Origin of the sequence: Maribacter algae (assembly GCF_047345745.1) — a bacterium.
In the GTDB taxonomy this organism is placed as follows: Bacteria; Bacteroidota; Bacteroidia; order Flavobacteriales; family Flavobacteriaceae; genus Maribacter.
The window spans coordinates 337,675-352,114 of record NZ_JBLFES010000005.1 but is presented as its reverse complement, the minus strand read 5'-3'; the positions used below and the strand labels follow the sequence as shown (position 1 = coordinate 352,114).

Below are 14,440 nucleotides of genomic sequence, written 5' to 3'. Positions count from 1 at the left end.
ACAGGATTGATTGCCTTATGAAAAATCAATTTGAAGAAGGAAGGAAATTTGTGAACCGCTGTACGCCGTTTCAGCATTTAAAATGTGTCTATATTACCGGAAAAGAAGTGTTTAAAGATGGGAGAGCTGGGAAATCGACCAGACACTGGTGGCGTATGTCGTATATTGGAAGAGCATGCGTTGATCAATATGGAACGGTAGCAGGGAATATCTACGAGGGATTGTTTGCAATACCTCATTATTCGGCAATGGCCGTTGGCAATATCGTAGGTCTTTTAGCTTATGCTGTAGATCAACTTAAGGGAAATTAGATTGTTGGTCTTTGAAAAACTATTTTTGTTGTAGATGGATGTAGTTCTTAAAAAATATCTTCCTGATAGAGCGCTAGTTTCATGTTTGGAACTTATCAAACAAAATGGGGTACATCTTAAAATTGTAAATGAAAGGGTCACACGACATGGCGATTATAGAAGAACTCCTGATGGGAAACATCAAATTACGGTTAATGCATCGCTCAATAAATATCGTTTCTTGATTACTTTGGTACATGAAATTGCCCATTTAGTGGCTTTTGAAAAGTACGGACGTCATATAAAGCCACACGGATTGGAATGGAAACGAACATTTCAGCGTTTGATGCTGCCCTTTATACGTCCTGAAATCTTTCCCTCTAAACTTTTGCCCCTTTTAGCGAAACATTTTAGGAATCCGAAGGCAAGCAGCAGTACGGATGCCAATTTATCCATAGCTTTGAAACAGTTTGATGTTGTAGAAAACGATAAGACCTACGTTTTTGAACTTCCACATGGGAGCATCTTTAAAATCTACAATGGAAAACATTTCCAAAAAGGAAATAAAAGAGTGAAACGCTATGAATGCATCGATATAAAAACGGGAAGAATGTATCTGTTTCAGCCCAATGCGGAAGTAGAATTAATTAAAGGTTAGCATGAACAAAAATTACTATGCAGTTTTAATGGCCGGAGGAGTAGGTTCCAGGTTTTGGCCCATTAGTACAAGTGAGAATCCAAAACAGTTTCATGATATGTTGGGAACCGGAGATACGCTGATCCAAAAAACATTTCAAAGACTGAACAAGTTTGTGCCTACTGAAAATATACTCATCCTGACCAATGAGCGTTATAATGATTTGGTATTGGAGCAGCTTCCCATGGTAACTGAGGAACAGGTGGTTTTGGAGCCGGCCATGAGGAATACGGCGCCCTGTATTTTATATGCGGCCTTAAAAATTCAAAAAATGAATCCAAATGGCGTGATGATCGTTGCGCCAAGTGATCATTGGATAGAAGATGAAGACGCTTTTGCGAAAGATGTGACTACCTGTTTTGAAAAATGTGAAAAAGAAGAGGTGTTGTGTACTTTAGGTATTAAACCTTCTTTTCCAAATACGGGTTTTGGTTATATTGAATTTGAAAAGACCGGTAAATCTGAACTTAAAAAAGTTGCCCAGTTCCGTGAAAAACCGGATTATGCAACCGCAAAAGAGTTTTTGGCACAAGGAAACTTTCTATGGAATGCCGGTATTTTCATGTGGAGCGTAAAGACAATTGTCAACGCGTTTAAAAACTATCAAAAAGAGCAGTATAATCTTTTTGAGTCTGGGACGTCCTGTTATAATACTGGTGACGAGCGCGCTTTTATCAAGGAGAATTATCCAAAGGCAGAAAATATATCCATAGATTATGCTATTTTGGAACAGTCCAAATCTATTTTTGTGCTACCTGCCACTTTTGATTGGAACGATTTGGGGACATGGGGTTCACTCTATAATAAACTGGATAAAGATGCTACTGAAAATGCAATCGTTGATGCAAGGGTCTTGGCTCAGGATGCCAACGGAAACATGATACGGGCCCATAATAAAAAGATCGTAGTTGTAGATGGATTATCGGATTATATCATTGTTGACAAAGAAGATGTACTTTTGATTTATCCAAAAGAGAAGGAACAGGATATCAAGAAAGTGTTGAATACCGTAAAAGATACCTTCGGCAATGAGTTTGCTTAACATATGAGTGAAGATCTAAACAAAGACCAGACACCTCCGGTAAATCAAGAAGAGGTAAATAGCGAAGAAGTTAAAAAAGACTTTCAAGGCCTGCTGGGGAGCATCAAGAAATTTCTCTCGGAACTTTTGGACATCCGTACCAACACGGACCAAGATGCGACAAAGGCAGCTATCATTGCAGATATACCGTTTAAAGGCCATACCTCTTGGATTTTGATTTGCTCCATATTCATTGCTTCGATTGGATTAAATGCCAATTCTACAGCGGTAGTTATTGGAGCGATGCTTATTTCACCATTGATGGGCCCTATTTTAGGGATTGGGCTTTCAATAAGCATCAACGATTTAGATACTTTGAAGAGGTCTCTGAAAAACTTTGGGGTAATGGTCGTTCTTAGTGTTTTGACGGCTTTTTTGTTTTTTAAATTCTTCCCTATCCGCGATGAATCCTCGGAACTTTTGGCACGAACCGCACCTGATATTAGGGATGTGTTGATCGCTTTTTTTGGTGGATTGGCACTAGTTATCGCTAGAGCAAAAAAGGGTACTATAGCCAGTGTTATTTTTGGTGTCGCGATAGCAACCGCGTTAATGCCCCCACTTTGTACGGTAGGTTTCGGCTTGGCCATAGGTAATTGGAGCTATGCCGGAGGTGCTATGTATTTGTTTACAATTAACACCATATTCATCGCCCTTGCAACCTTTTTGGTGATAAGGTTGCTACGTTTTCCCATGGTGCGCTATGTGAACTCCAAAAGGCGAAGACTTATTGCAAGATTGGCTTCATTGGTGGCTATTGCGGTGATGATCCCCGCAGGAATCACATTTTGGAATGCACTTCAAGAATCGCTTTTTAGAAAAGATGCCAATAGTTTCATAAACGAAAAAATAGCTCCTTTTCAGTTCTCGGGAGAGGGTAGATTTTTAGAGGACTTCACGGATATTGAGTATGATAATGGTGAAAACCCGTCACTTCAGGTAGTATTTATGGGAAATGAAACAATACCGGAGAATGTTATTGCTACATGGAGGGCACAAATGAGCGAGTATCCAAAATTGCAGAGCTGTTCCCTGAACGTAGTACAAGGTGCCAAGAATGAAGCAGCCAACGAGCTTAAGTATGTTAATGAGCTTTATGAATCCCAAAAAATGCAATTGGTAGACAAGGATGAAAAAATCCGATTTTTAGAGGCCGAGTTGAAACGGTTGAATAAGCTGAACACGCGCCAGATACCTTTTCAGGATATCAGTGCAGAGGCACAAAGCAATTATGAAAACCTGGAATATTTGGCATTTTCCAATGCGATACGCACCGATTTTAAAAAGCTGGATACGGTATCGGTTTTTGAGGCAAAGTGGAAAAGAAACGCTAAAAGAAGCGAGGTGTTGAAAGATGCTAAAAAACTACACAATTGGCTCCGTATTCGTTTAAAGGATAGTACAATCCTATTAACGGAAATCATTCAGGATTAATAATTTAATTTCGCTCTTCAATATACATTTGGCGTACTTTTTTGAACAAATCAGAGGAATATACAAAATCGGTAACCGCCTTGTTTTCCGTTTTGAATACATCATGTTTGGTACCTTCCCATTCCTTGAGACCATTTTTTAAGAACAGTATCTTTTCACCGATTTGCATCACGGAATTCATATCATGGGTATTGATAACCGTTGTAATGTCATATTCTTCCGTGATTTCCTTGATGAGGTCATCAATTAAGATAGCAGTTTTTGGATCCAATCCAGAATTGGGTTCATCACAGAAAAGATATTTTGGGTTCATCACAATAGCGCGTGCAATAGCTACACGTTTTTGCATACCACCAGAAATTTCAGAAGGATATTTATGATGGGCATCGATTAAATTCACACGTTTTAAAACGGTATTTACGCGATCTTCCATTTCGGATTTGGATTGTTTGGTAAACATATCCAACGGAAATCTCACATTTCCTTCAACCGTCATACTATCAAATAGAGCACTTCCCTGAAAGACCATTCCCATTTCTTGGCGCAGGTCTCTCTTTTCGTCATCCGTTAAGTTGGAGTAAATTTTCCCATCGTAATTAATGGTGCCTTGCTCAGGAGCAAAAAGGCCCAAAAGGCATTTCAAAAAAACAGTTTTTCCAGAACCGCTCTGGCCAATGACCAGATTGGTTTTTCCCGTTTCAAAAGAGGTCGTGATTCCTTTTAGTACATGTGCATCTCCAAAAGACTTGTTCAAGTCATTAACTTCTATCATTATCCTAAGAGTAATTGGGTTAGCACATAATTTAAAATAATAATGATTACGCTGGTCCACACAAAAGAGGTAGTGCTAGCTTTCCCTACTTCTAAGGCGCCTCCTTTCATGTAATAACCGTGAAAAGAAGGTATGGTCGCAATAACAAATGCAAAGAGGAAGGTTTTGGTAAAAGCATAACCGACATGGAACGGGATAAAATCTTCTTGAAGTCCGTTTATGAAATCCGTACTCGTTAAGAACCCTCCAAAAACACCGGCTATCCAACCTCCAAAGATTCCCACGTACATTGAAATGGCGATTGCGAAAGGATAAAAAAGCATCGCTATTATCTTAGGAAAAACAAGGTAGTTCAAAGAATTCACACCCATTACCTCTAAAGCATCGATTTGCTCGGTAACGCGCATAGTCCCAATGCTTGAAGTGATATACGAACCTACTTTTCCGGCCATAATCACGGAAACGAACGTAGGCGCAAACTCTAAAATAACAGATTGCCGAGTGGCAAAACCGATTAAACTTCTGGGGATAATAGGATTCGTAAGATTCAGTGCGGTCTGTATGGTAACAACGGCTCCAATAAAGAAAGAGATAAAGACAATAATTCCCAAGGAATTATAAACGAGCTCATCTATTTCTTTTAAAATCAATGATTTCATTATCCTCCATTTTGTAGGTTTTTTGAAAACCTCGCGCACCATGATGGCGTAACTACCAATAGAGGATAAATAATTCATTAACTAAAAATTTCTTGTCGTAAAAATAACAATAAAGGATTTCATTTAACCTGTAATTAATCTTTTAAGGGGTATTTTATTTACTTTTGCCGTTTAACAATTCGTAGCACATGATTCGCATAAATCAATCAAAATTCCTTTTTTTTCCAATTCTTTTTTTGATGTTTTCTTTGGTAATCCAAAGCCAAAAGAGAGGCAAAATTTCCGAAACGGAAACTATTAAAACTACGCCCAAATTAGTGGTAGGTATAGTCGTGGACCAGATGCGTTATGACTATCTAACACGTTTTTACCATCACTATGGGGATGACGGTTTTAAACGTATGGTGAACGAAGGTTTCAATTGTAAAAACAATCATTTTAATTACGCGCCGACCAGTACGGGTCCGGGCCATGCCTCGGTTTATACCGGAACTACTCCGGCCACGCACGGTATCATTGGGAACAATTGGTACGATAAATTAAATGATGTAGAGGTTTATTGTGCATCGGACGATAGTTATGCTTCCGTTGGTACTACGACAGCTGCAGGGCAAATGTCGCCACATAGAATGAATGTCACTACCATTACGGATCAGCTACGGTTACACACACAGATGCGCGGAAAGACCATAGCTATAGCTCTCAAAGATCGTGGTGCCGTACTTCCGGGAGGGCATACCGCAAATGCGGCCTACTGGTTTCAGGGACATGACGAAGGTAAATGGGTAACTAGTTCTTACTATATGGATCAACTGCCAAAATGGGTAAATGATTTTAATGCATCCGGAAAGGTACAATCCTATAAAAAAGCTTGGAATACGTTAAAAGATATTAATACCTATCAAGAAAGTGGCTTGGATAACAATAATTATGAGGGCCTTTTCGAAGATGAAACAACTCCTACTTTTCCGCATAGCACTCCCAACCTTTTGGACAAAACAAAGGATTTTGAATTTATAAAGGCCATACCTTACGGAAACAGTCTAACGGCCGATTTCGCCATCGAAGCTATTGAAAAAGAACAATTAGGTGCCGATACTATTACCGATTTTCTTGCGATAAGCTTTTCTAGCACTGATTATGTAGGACATAAATATGGGGTAAATTCCAAAGAAGTGCAGGATACATATTTAAGGTTGGATAAGGATTTGGCGCGATTGTTCAAGACATTGGATAAAAGAGTAGGAGAAGGCGAGTACACTGTTTTTTTAACTGCGGATCATGCTGCAATAAACGTACCCGCTTATCTAAAGGACCAAAAGATACCCGCTGGATATATTGAAAAAACGGATATGGCCGGTTTTAGTGATTTCTTGAAATATACCTATGGAACAGAGGATATCGTAAAAGACTATTCCAACTTCCAATTTTTCCTGGACCATAAGATTATCAAAAACTTAGACTTACAACTGAGAGAGGTCCAGGAACGTATTGCCAATGAAGTTTTAGGATACAGTTTTGTGGATAGGGTTTATACCGGTTATCAGATGCGCCAAAATAATTATACTACCGGAATACCGTACATTCTACAAAATGGATACCATCAGAAACGTTCAGGTGATATTTTAGTGGTGGCGAAACCAGGTTTTATCAGTTACCCAAAGACAGGTTCAACCCATGGTTCCCCACAGATTTATGATACCCACGCTCCATTGTTGTTTTTTGGAAAGGGGATAAAAAAGGGAAGCACGGTAGAACGTACGGAAATACCGGACATAGCTCCTACTATTGCCGCTTTATTGGGAATTGCCTTTCCCAATGGTACTACTGGGAAACCCATTTCAAAGGTCTTGGAATAAAACAAAAATATGAATCGGCGGCCTATTGGTATTTTTGATTCGGGAGTGGGGGGCACTTCTATTTGGAGAGAGATAGCCCATCTTTTGCCTTTTGAGAATACCATTTATTTGGCAGATAGCAAAAATGCACCTTATGGAGAGCGCCCTGCCGAAGAGATATTGCAATTAAGTATAAAAAATACTGAATTTCTAATCCAAAAGGGTTGTAAGCTCATTGTTGTGGCCTGTAATACGGCGACCACAAATGCAATCGATTATTTGAGGAAAAACTACGAAATTCCCTTTATAGGAATCGAACCTGCCATAAAACCAGCTGCACTGCATACAAAATCTAAAAAAGTGGGTGTTTTGGCTACGAAAGGAACGTTGAGCAGTGCATTATTTCACAGTACCGCGCAATTGCATGCCAGTGGGATTGAAATTTTGGAAAGGCAGGGAAAAGGTTTGGTAGAACTTATTGAAAACGGCGAAATGAAAAGTGAGGAAACTCGCGCCCTTCTGCAGGAATATGTAAACCCGATGTTGAAAAAGGATATCGACTATTTAGTATTGGGATGTTCCCATTATCCATATTTGATTCCATTGTTGAGGGAAATACTGCCGAACAATGTAACGGTAATAGATTCTGGCGAAGCTGTTGCCAGACAAACAAAATCTATATTGGAAGAAAAAGAACTTTTAAACAGTGATGATAGCAACGGGAAGCATCTGTTTTATACCAACGTTGCTACGGATACGTTGGAAATGATTTTAAAGAATGCTACTGAAAATCTAATAATAGAACAATTGGATTTTTAATCGTTTGTCCATTCGTTTTGATTACCTAGTATAAAGGTTAAAACCCTAGAATTCCATTGCAGTTACTTTCAGTTTCCTTAAACTTTTTAAGAGTATCTGTCATTTCGAACGCAGTGAGAAATCTCATGATGAAATGATGCCGTGGGATTCCTCGTCGCCGTGCTCTGTCGGAACGACTCTTGCTCAAAAAGAATTTCGTTCTTTAAAGAAAACTATGGATTTTAAATCTATTGTTATTTATTCTTTCTGACATAGGTCAGATAGGTAAAAGAGTATTGATGCTTTTCGTCCTTTGGATGAAATTCATCTTTAATTAATTCCCATTTGTTTTCATCGATTTCAGGAAAAAAAGTATCGGCCTCAAGAGTAGCATGCACTCGGGTCAATTCAATTTTGTTCGAATACTTTTCGCCTTGGGCGTAGATTTCTCCACCACCGATAATAAAGACGTTTTCATTTTTTATTAATTCCAAAGCTTCGTCCAAGGAATGTACCACAAGGCAATCATCAAAGGCTATTGTATACTCTTTGTTTCTGGTAATAACAATATGAGTTCTATTGGGGAGCGGTTTTGGAAAACTTTCAAACGTCTTACGTCCCATAATAATCTTATGCCCGGTCGTCAATTTTTTAAAACGTTTAAAATCGTCCGGAAGGTGCCATAGCAAATCGTTATCCTTCCCTAAAGCATTGTTTTCCGCTGCTGCGGCAATCATGGTAATCGCGTTCACGTTAATTTCTTCACAAATTATACAAGATAGAACAACAAAAAGCAAGCCAACAAAATAAGAGGATGACTATCTTTATGACAAAGATACTTTAATAGAAAAGTTTTCTTAAGAATTTGTATTGCAGAATTATCATTTATATGCTTTTGAGCGATTCATGAAACAATTACTTATTATAACCTATTTACTTTTTGTTCAAGGTTGTTTTTCCCAAGCCGAGGTTCAAGAAAAAACACTATCGGATTATGCACTGCAACTTACCGAACAGGACGTGACCTATGATGGAAGTTATTTTTCCATTGGATATCCAAACGGGGATGTGCCAAGGGATAAAGGGGTTTGTACTGATGTCATAATCCGGGCCTACCGCAAGATGAACATCGATTTACAAAAAGAAGTACACGAAGACATGTTGAAATCCTTTGATGCCTATCCTAAAATCTGGGGACTAAAACGTACGGACAAAAATATTGACCACAGGAGAGTTCCCAATTTAATGATGTTCTTTGAAAGGCAGGGTGCGTCGCTACCGGTTACGAGTAATCCAAAAGAGTATCTTCCCGGAGATATCGTATGTTGGAACTTGGGCGGTGCCATTACCCATATCGGAATTGTGGTCGACAAAAAATCAGCGGACGGAAGAAGAAGCCTTATCGTGCATAATATTGGTGCAGGTCAGGTAATGGAAGACTGTCTTTTCAATTTCAAAATAATAGGTCATTATAGATACATGAATTAAATGGAAAAAATAAGAAATAAATTCCCGGCCCTACGCAAGGGTATATATGCGAATACGGCAGTATATGGGGCATTGTATGACGAACTCATTGATTGGCGACAGGAACATGACCTGGATTTTTTGCTTCACGCCAGTGATATGCGAGAAAAATCGTTGCAACTCATAGCCGATACGCGAACTGCTGTGGGGGATTTTTTCAATTGTAAGCGAGAGAACATTGCTTTGGTCAATAATTTTTCAACTGGTTTGAATATATTATTGGAAGGCATGCCGCAAGGGAAAAAAGTACTACTTCTAGAAAACGACTATCCCTCGGTGAATTGGTCTTTTGAGAATAGGGATTTTACTATTTCCTATCTTAAGATTGAAGCCGATGTTGAACAAAAAATAAAAGATGCCGTAACAAAAGATCATATTGATGTTCTCGCACTCAGCTTAGTGCAATGGCAGGATGGGTTTTTAATAGACCTTGATTTTCTAAAAAAATTAAAGCAGGAACATCCAAATCTATTCATCATTGCGGATGGCACACAATTTTGTGGCGCAATGGATTTTGATTTTAATGCTTCCGGTATCGATGTACTGGGAGCCAGTGCCTATAAATGGTTGTTGGCGGGTTATGGAAATGGGTTTATGCTATTTTCGGACCAATTGATAAATGAGATAACTATTCAAAATATAGGTTTTAATGCAGCTGATGGCGATTTCGACAAAAAAGATAGGATCAGATTTGCCAAAAGGTTTGAAGCCGGTCATTTATCCTGTCTCAATTTTGGTAGTTTAAAGTTCTCCCTAACCTATTTTCAAAAAATAGGAATGGACAATATTACTCGGCACAACCAGGTTTTGTCCCAAAAAGCAAAAAAAGAGTTTGCGGCATTGGGTCTTTTGGAAGAACACATAGTAGCTAGAAAAAGGCATAGTACTATTTTCAACATTAAAGGGGATGATAAGGTTTTTCATCACCTGTTGGAAAATGATATTTTATGTGCGCAAAGGGGAAATGGAATCCGACTTAGTTTTCATTTTTACAATAATGGGGATGACATTGATACCATTGTTAAAACCTTAAAAAAGTTGTTGTAGAAATTATCTAATTGTCATATTGGCAAGGGATAGATTTGACAACTTATGTTAAATGTTATTATATTTTTATCAAATTGATAAAAATGACATTAGTCATTGGAAATGAGCGTTTTAATGTAGTAGTTTTGCCTCTTAAAATAACATTCAAAATAAGTACCATGGCAATTGCAAAACAATATTTAAAAACAAAACCGGTATGTAAGGTAACATTTACCGTACCGGCGGAAGAAGCTAAAAAAGTAGCTGTAGTGGGTGATTTCAACAACTGGAATGCCAAAGATAGCACTTTAAAAAAATTAAAGAACGGTACGTTCAAGGGAACATTTGATCTACCAAAGGAAAGTACTTATGAATTTAAGTATTTAGTAGACGGTGAATACGTAAACGAAACATCAGCAGATCGTTACCAATGGAACGACTATGCAGGTTCTGAAAATGCCGTACTGGAATTATAGTACGCATCTAAAATGAATAAAAGAGGGGAACCCGCAGGGTTCCCCTCTTTTGCTTTATATCATTTTGTTACTTCTACCCCTTTCCAAAAAGCGATCCTACCTTTTATCCCTTTGGCAAGTTCACTTACTTCCGGATAATACCAAGCAGCATCTGGATTTGTTTCCCCATCTACTTCTAGACTATAATAGGAAGCCTGTCCTTTCCATGGGCAAGTAGTGTGTGTTTCACTTTCTTTGAAAAATTCTTTTTTAATACTATCCGCTGGGAAGTAATGGTTGTTTTCTACCACTACGGTATCGTTACTTTCAGCGATTACGGTGTTGTTCCAAATAGCTTTCATATTATTTTTAATTATTAGTTTGCCTACCCTTTCCTAAAAACATAGTTTTTGTATAGAGACTCGGCATCACTAAACTCGGTTAGAATCTCTAATCCTGCATTTTCGCACAGCCAAGCAACTATTTGGTCGTCATATTTTTGAGAAATTTCAGTATGGATGGTTTCCCAGGTATTAAAATGTACTTCTAGGTCTATTTTATCAATATGTACGGTTTGTTCTTTTTTGGAAACCAAAAAACTTTTTGCCGTCCCGGTTTCCGGATCATATGTTTCCCAGTGTAAAAAGTTATCGACTTGAAAATCGGCATCCAACTCATCATTCATACGAACAAGAAGATTTTTGTTGAATGCTTCGGTGATGCCCTGGGCATCATTATAGGCATCCAGTATGGTCTGCGGGTTCTTCTTTTGGTCAAAACCCATGAACAGTAGGTCATCCGGAGTCATTAGGTCTTGAATATCGTTCAAGAAATCTATGGCTTGATCGTGCAAAAGATTACCGATGTTGGAGCCTAGAAATAAAATTACTTTAGGGTCTGTATTCAGTTTTGAAATTGCTTCCAACGTTTCAAAATACGTGCCCTGCATTATTTTGGTAGAAACTTTTGGCAATTCTTCTTGGATGGAATCCGCGAGTTGGTCCAATGCATTTTGGCTAATGTCAATGGGTAAATAATTAAAATTGATGTTGTTCTCCGATAGATGACGAAGAAGAATTTTTGTTTTCTTTCCATCTCCGGCACCCAATTCTATAAGATTGAAGGTTTTGTTTCCTTTGGAAAAAAGAGAACAGATGGCTTCTTTATGTTGCTCCAAAATATTGAACTCACAATCCGTAAGATAATATTCTGGCATCGCCATAATATCCTGAAACAGTTTATCACCTTTTTTGTCATAAAAATATTTGGAGGATAAGTGCTTTGGAAAATCGGTAAGACCTTTGCGAACATCCTTTTCAAAATCGGACGTTAAGACAGGAGTTAGAGTTTCTTGCATAAATTGTTAGTAGAGTGTTTATCGTGCCAATCTCAATCCGGTGTACTGCCACCTTAAATTGGTCTGAAAAAAGTTTCGGTAAGTATGTCGCGTATGTTTTGCTGGGGTGGCTACGGAACCCCCTCTGAGCACTTTTTGGTTCACCATAAATTTCCCATTGTACTCGCCTAGGGCACCATCTGCCTTCTGATAGTTGGGGTAGGGCAGGTACGCACTTTCCGTCCATTCCCAGCGTTTCCCCCAAGGAAAAAAGGATTGGGCAGTTTCCCATTCAAATTCTGTGGGCAGCCGTAATCCTTTCCATTGTGCGAAGGCAAATGCTTCAAAATAGGAGATATGGGAGACCGGAGTTTTTGGGTCAATTTTTTCGAGTCCTTTTAGGGTGTAATGATACCATTCTCCATCTATTTTATGCCAGTAAAGAGGAGCCTTTATGTCATTTGTGTTCACCCAATCCCAACCTTCGGCATGCCATAAATCAAACTTTTGATATCCATCGGTTTCAATAAAACCTATAAATTCTTCATTTGTCACCAGTTTATTCGAAATTTCATAGGCATGGAGATAGACTTTATGTCTTCCCAACTCATTGTCATAACAAAATGCTTCCTTATGGTGGCCTATTTCATAAACCCCTTCGTCCATCGAAATCCAATCCTGTTGGTGTTTTTCTATTTGATGCTCTTTGAACGTGTCAGAATATTGGGGTAATAAAGGATTGTTTCCTAGAATATATTTGATATCTGTCAACAATAATTCTTGATGTTGCTTTTCATGGTGAATTCCAATTTCCAATAAATCGGTCAGCTTCGTATCCTGATTTTCAGAGAACAACACTTTTATGGCATCCGTTACATACTTGCGGTAAGCATATACTTTTTCTACGGAAGGCCTGGATAGGTTCCCACGGTCCGAACGTACAACGCGTTTCCCAACGGTTTCATAATAGCTATTGAACACGAAAGAAAAATCTGCATCAAAGATTTTATAATCGGGCAAATGGGATTTTAAAATAAACTCCTCAAAAAACCAAGTGGTATGTCCTAAATGCCATTTTGGAGGCGAAACATCCACAATGGGCTGTACCACATAGTCTTCAATTTCTAAGGGAGCGCATATAGTTTCTGTGTGATTTCGGGTTTCTGTAAAGAAGTCCAAAAGAGAATCGGTAAGCAGCATTAAAACAATTTTCCTTAAAGATAAAGAAAATACTGAGTGTACTATTGCAACAAAAGGTTAATAGATTGCTATTATACCGCTACCATGCCTTTTATGTGTGGATGGGGATTATAATCGACCAGTGTGAAATCTTCAAACTTAAAATCAAAAATATCCTTGACCTCAGGATTAATGACCATTTTTGGTAAAGGTCTTGGTTCCCTGCTTAACTGCAATTCCACCTGTTCCATATGGTTGTCATAAATGTGCGCGTCGCCAAAAGTGTGAATAAAATCACCTGCCTCGTAACCGCAAACCTGTGCCATCATCATGGTGAACAAAGCATAGGATGCAATGTTGAACGGCACACCTAAAAAAATATCCGCACTTCTTTGATAAAGTTGTAGGGATAATCTAGGTTTGGCACCCTCACCCCCTTCTGGGGCCGGGGGGCTTACATAAAACTGAAAAAAAGCATGGCATGGGGGGAGCGCAGCCTTACCATTAGCTACATTCTCAGAGAAGGATTTTGAGGTATCCGGCAAAACACTGGGATTCCAAGCAGAGACCAGCATACGTCTACTGTTCGGATTATTTTTTAAAGATTGGATTACTTCTTTTATCTGATCAATCTCATCATTGTTCCAATTTCGCCATTGATGTCCGTAAACAGGTCCTAAGTTGCCGTTTTCATCGGCCCACTCGTTCCAAATACGGACTCCGTTTTCTTTAAGGTAATTAATGTTCGTATCACCCTTTAAAAACCATAACAATTCATATACGATGGATTTCAAATGCAATTTTTTAGTGGTAACCATGGGGAATCCTTCGGATAAATCAAATCGCATCTGGTAACCGAATACGCTTTTGGTACCCGTCCCGGTACGGTCCCCTTTTTGGTTTCCTTCCGCTAAAACATGCTTTAATAAATCGTGGTATTGTTTCATTGCCCCAAAGGTAAAAGGTAATGGGTAAAAGATTAAAAGTCTAATGCTTTGAGTTATTATATTTTATTAACGATGCTATTCGTTTTTGCAAAACTTGTGTTTTTCTAATTATTTCGGATATTTTTTCATTACTCACAAATTCCAAATCGCCACAGAGTATCAGATGCGATTCAAGTTCATAAGCAGAACCTAAACTTATTTGTAGAAAACGGACAAAATCTTTTTGAGAATATTTAGCAGAACCCTCTGCGATATTTGCTGGAATGGAAACTACACATCTATTGATTTGTGAGATAAGCCCAAACTTTTCGGATTCAGGAAGCAATTTACTTAATATATAAACTTCTTTGACTAACTTTCTGGCATCCTTCCAGACTTCAAGTTCTCGAAAATTTCTCATT

At 38.5% G+C, this 14,440-nt stretch carries 17 protein-coding genes; 9 read left to right on the top strand and 8 right to left on the bottom strand.

The features are described 5' to 3' along the window. Positions 1 to 50: 50 nt before the first annotated feature. The 4 genes from ACKWBX_RS18125 to ACKWBX_RS18110 are packed head-to-tail and all read left to right on the top strand — an operon-like array spanning position 51 to position 3,502. Positions 51 to 311 carry a hypothetical protein gene (locus ACKWBX_RS18125; RefSeq protein ID WP_413970134.1) on the top strand — a complete coding sequence of 87 codons (261 nt, stop codon included), beginning with the start codon at positions 51 to 53 and terminating at the stop codon, positions 309 to 311. Positions 312 to 345: 34 nt separating this feature from the next. Then, positions 346 to 948 (top strand): SprT-like domain-containing protein, encoded by a 603-nt coding sequence (locus tag ACKWBX_RS18120; RefSeq protein ID WP_413970133.1) that lies wholly within the window; start codon positions 346 to 348, stop codon positions 946 to 948. 1 nt (position 949) lies between these two features. Continuing rightward, the gene (locus ACKWBX_RS18115; protein WP_413970132.1) at positions 950 to 2,029 is read left to right on the top strand and encodes a mannose-1-phosphate guanylyltransferase; all 1,080 of its coding nucleotides are present in this window, start codon (positions 950 to 952) and stop codon (positions 2,027 to 2,029) included. Between the two features lie 3 nt (positions 2,030 to 2,032). After that, positions 2,033 to 3,502 (top strand): DUF389 domain-containing protein, encoded by a 1,470-nt coding sequence (locus ACKWBX_RS18110; protein WP_413970131.1) that lies wholly within the window; start codon positions 2,033 to 2,035, stop codon positions 3,500 to 3,502. A gap of 4 nt (positions 3,503 to 3,506) precedes the next feature. On the opposite strand, the gene ACKWBX_RS18105 is transcribed toward ACKWBX_RS18110, so the two are convergent. Together ACKWBX_RS18105 and ACKWBX_RS18100 are read right to left on the bottom strand one after the other, a co-directional pair. Then, positions 3,507 to 4,274 carry an ABC transporter ATP-binding protein gene (locus ACKWBX_RS18105; RefSeq protein WP_413970130.1) on the bottom strand — a complete coding sequence of 256 codons (768 nt, stop codon included), beginning with the start codon at positions 4,272 to 4,274 and terminating at the stop codon, positions 3,507 to 3,509. After that, complete coding sequence (locus tag ACKWBX_RS18100; protein WP_413970129.1) at positions 4,274 to 5,011, bottom strand: MlaE family ABC transporter permease; 738 nt, start codon at positions 5,009 to 5,011, stop codon at positions 4,274 to 4,276. The genes ACKWBX_RS18105 and ACKWBX_RS18100 overlap by 1 nt, the downstream gene beginning before the upstream one ends. 110 nt (positions 5,012 to 5,121) lie before the next feature. Between ACKWBX_RS18100 and pafA the strand changes: the two genes are divergently transcribed. Both pafA and murI read left to right on the top strand, forming a co-directional pair. After that, the gene (gene pafA, locus ACKWBX_RS18095; protein WP_413970128.1) at positions 5,122 to 6,792 is read left to right on the top strand and encodes an alkaline phosphatase PafA; all 1,671 of its coding nucleotides are present in this window, start codon (positions 5,122 to 5,124) and stop codon (positions 6,790 to 6,792) included. Between the two features lie 9 nt (positions 6,793 to 6,801). Further along, entirely contained in the window at positions 6,802 to 7,590 is a 789-nt protein-coding gene (gene murI / locus ACKWBX_RS18090) for a glutamate racemase (protein ID WP_413970127.1), read from the top strand. A 233-nt stretch (positions 7,591 to 7,823) separates the two neighbouring features. Here the strand turns inward: murI and ACKWBX_RS18085 are convergent, their stop codons facing one another. After that, positions 7,824 to 8,306: a dihydrofolate reductase gene (locus ACKWBX_RS18085; protein WP_413970190.1), complete on the bottom strand. Its 483-nt coding sequence runs from the start codon at positions 8,304 to 8,306 to the stop codon at positions 7,824 to 7,826. A 169-nt stretch (positions 8,307 to 8,475) separates the two neighbouring features. On the opposite strand from ACKWBX_RS18085, the gene ACKWBX_RS18080 reads away from it, so the two are divergent. The 3 genes from ACKWBX_RS18080 to ACKWBX_RS18070 all read left to right on the top strand — a co-directional run bounded on the left by ACKWBX_RS18080 (position 8,476) and on the right by ACKWBX_RS18070 (position 10,598). After that, on the top strand, positions 8,476 to 9,057 hold the full coding sequence (locus ACKWBX_RS18080; protein WP_413970126.1) for a DUF1287 domain-containing protein: 582 nt from the start codon (positions 8,476 to 8,478) through the stop codon (positions 9,055 to 9,057). Next, positions 9,058 to 10,143: an aminotransferase class V-fold PLP-dependent enzyme gene (locus ACKWBX_RS18075; RefSeq protein WP_413970125.1), complete on the top strand. Its 1,086-nt coding sequence runs from the start codon at positions 9,058 to 9,060 to the stop codon at positions 10,141 to 10,143. It abuts the gene before it with no gap. 158 nt (positions 10,144 to 10,301) lie between these two features. After that, positions 10,302 to 10,598 carry an isoamylase early set domain-containing protein gene (locus ACKWBX_RS18070; protein WP_413970189.1) on the top strand — a complete coding sequence of 99 codons (297 nt, stop codon included), beginning with the start codon at positions 10,302 to 10,304 and terminating at the stop codon, positions 10,596 to 10,598. A 59-nt stretch (positions 10,599 to 10,657) separates the two neighbouring features. On the opposite strand, the gene ACKWBX_RS18065 is transcribed toward ACKWBX_RS18070, so the two are convergent. The 5 genes from ACKWBX_RS18065 to ACKWBX_RS18045 all read right to left on the bottom strand — a co-directional run bounded on the left by ACKWBX_RS18065 (position 10,658) and on the right by ACKWBX_RS18045 (position 14,439). After that, positions 10,658 to 10,939 (bottom strand): DUF427 domain-containing protein, encoded by a 282-nt coding sequence (locus tag ACKWBX_RS18065; RefSeq protein ID WP_413970124.1) that lies wholly within the window; start codon positions 10,937 to 10,939, stop codon positions 10,658 to 10,660. A gap of 23 nt (positions 10,940 to 10,962) precedes the next feature. Continuing rightward, positions 10,963 to 11,934: an L-histidine N(alpha)-methyltransferase gene (egtD, locus tag ACKWBX_RS18060; RefSeq protein WP_413970123.1), complete on the bottom strand. Its 972-nt coding sequence runs from the start codon at positions 11,932 to 11,934 to the stop codon at positions 10,963 to 10,965. Positions 11,935 to 11,952: 18 nt separating this feature from the next. Next, complete coding sequence (egtB, locus tag ACKWBX_RS18055) at positions 11,953 to 13,113, bottom strand: ergothioneine biosynthesis protein EgtB (protein ID WP_413970122.1); 1,161 nt, start codon at positions 13,111 to 13,113, stop codon at positions 11,953 to 11,955. 71 nt (positions 13,114 to 13,184) lie between these two features. After that, a complete protein-coding gene (locus tag ACKWBX_RS18050) occupies positions 13,185 to 14,039 on the bottom strand; it encodes a thymidylate synthase (protein WP_413970121.1) in 855 nt (284 codons plus the stop codon). 40 nt (positions 14,040 to 14,079) lie between these two features. Next, the gene (locus ACKWBX_RS18045; protein WP_413970120.1) at positions 14,080 to 14,439 is read right to left on the bottom strand and encodes a four helix bundle protein; all 360 of its coding nucleotides are present in this window, start codon (positions 14,437 to 14,439) and stop codon (positions 14,080 to 14,082) included. Position 14,440: the final 1 nt, after the last annotated feature.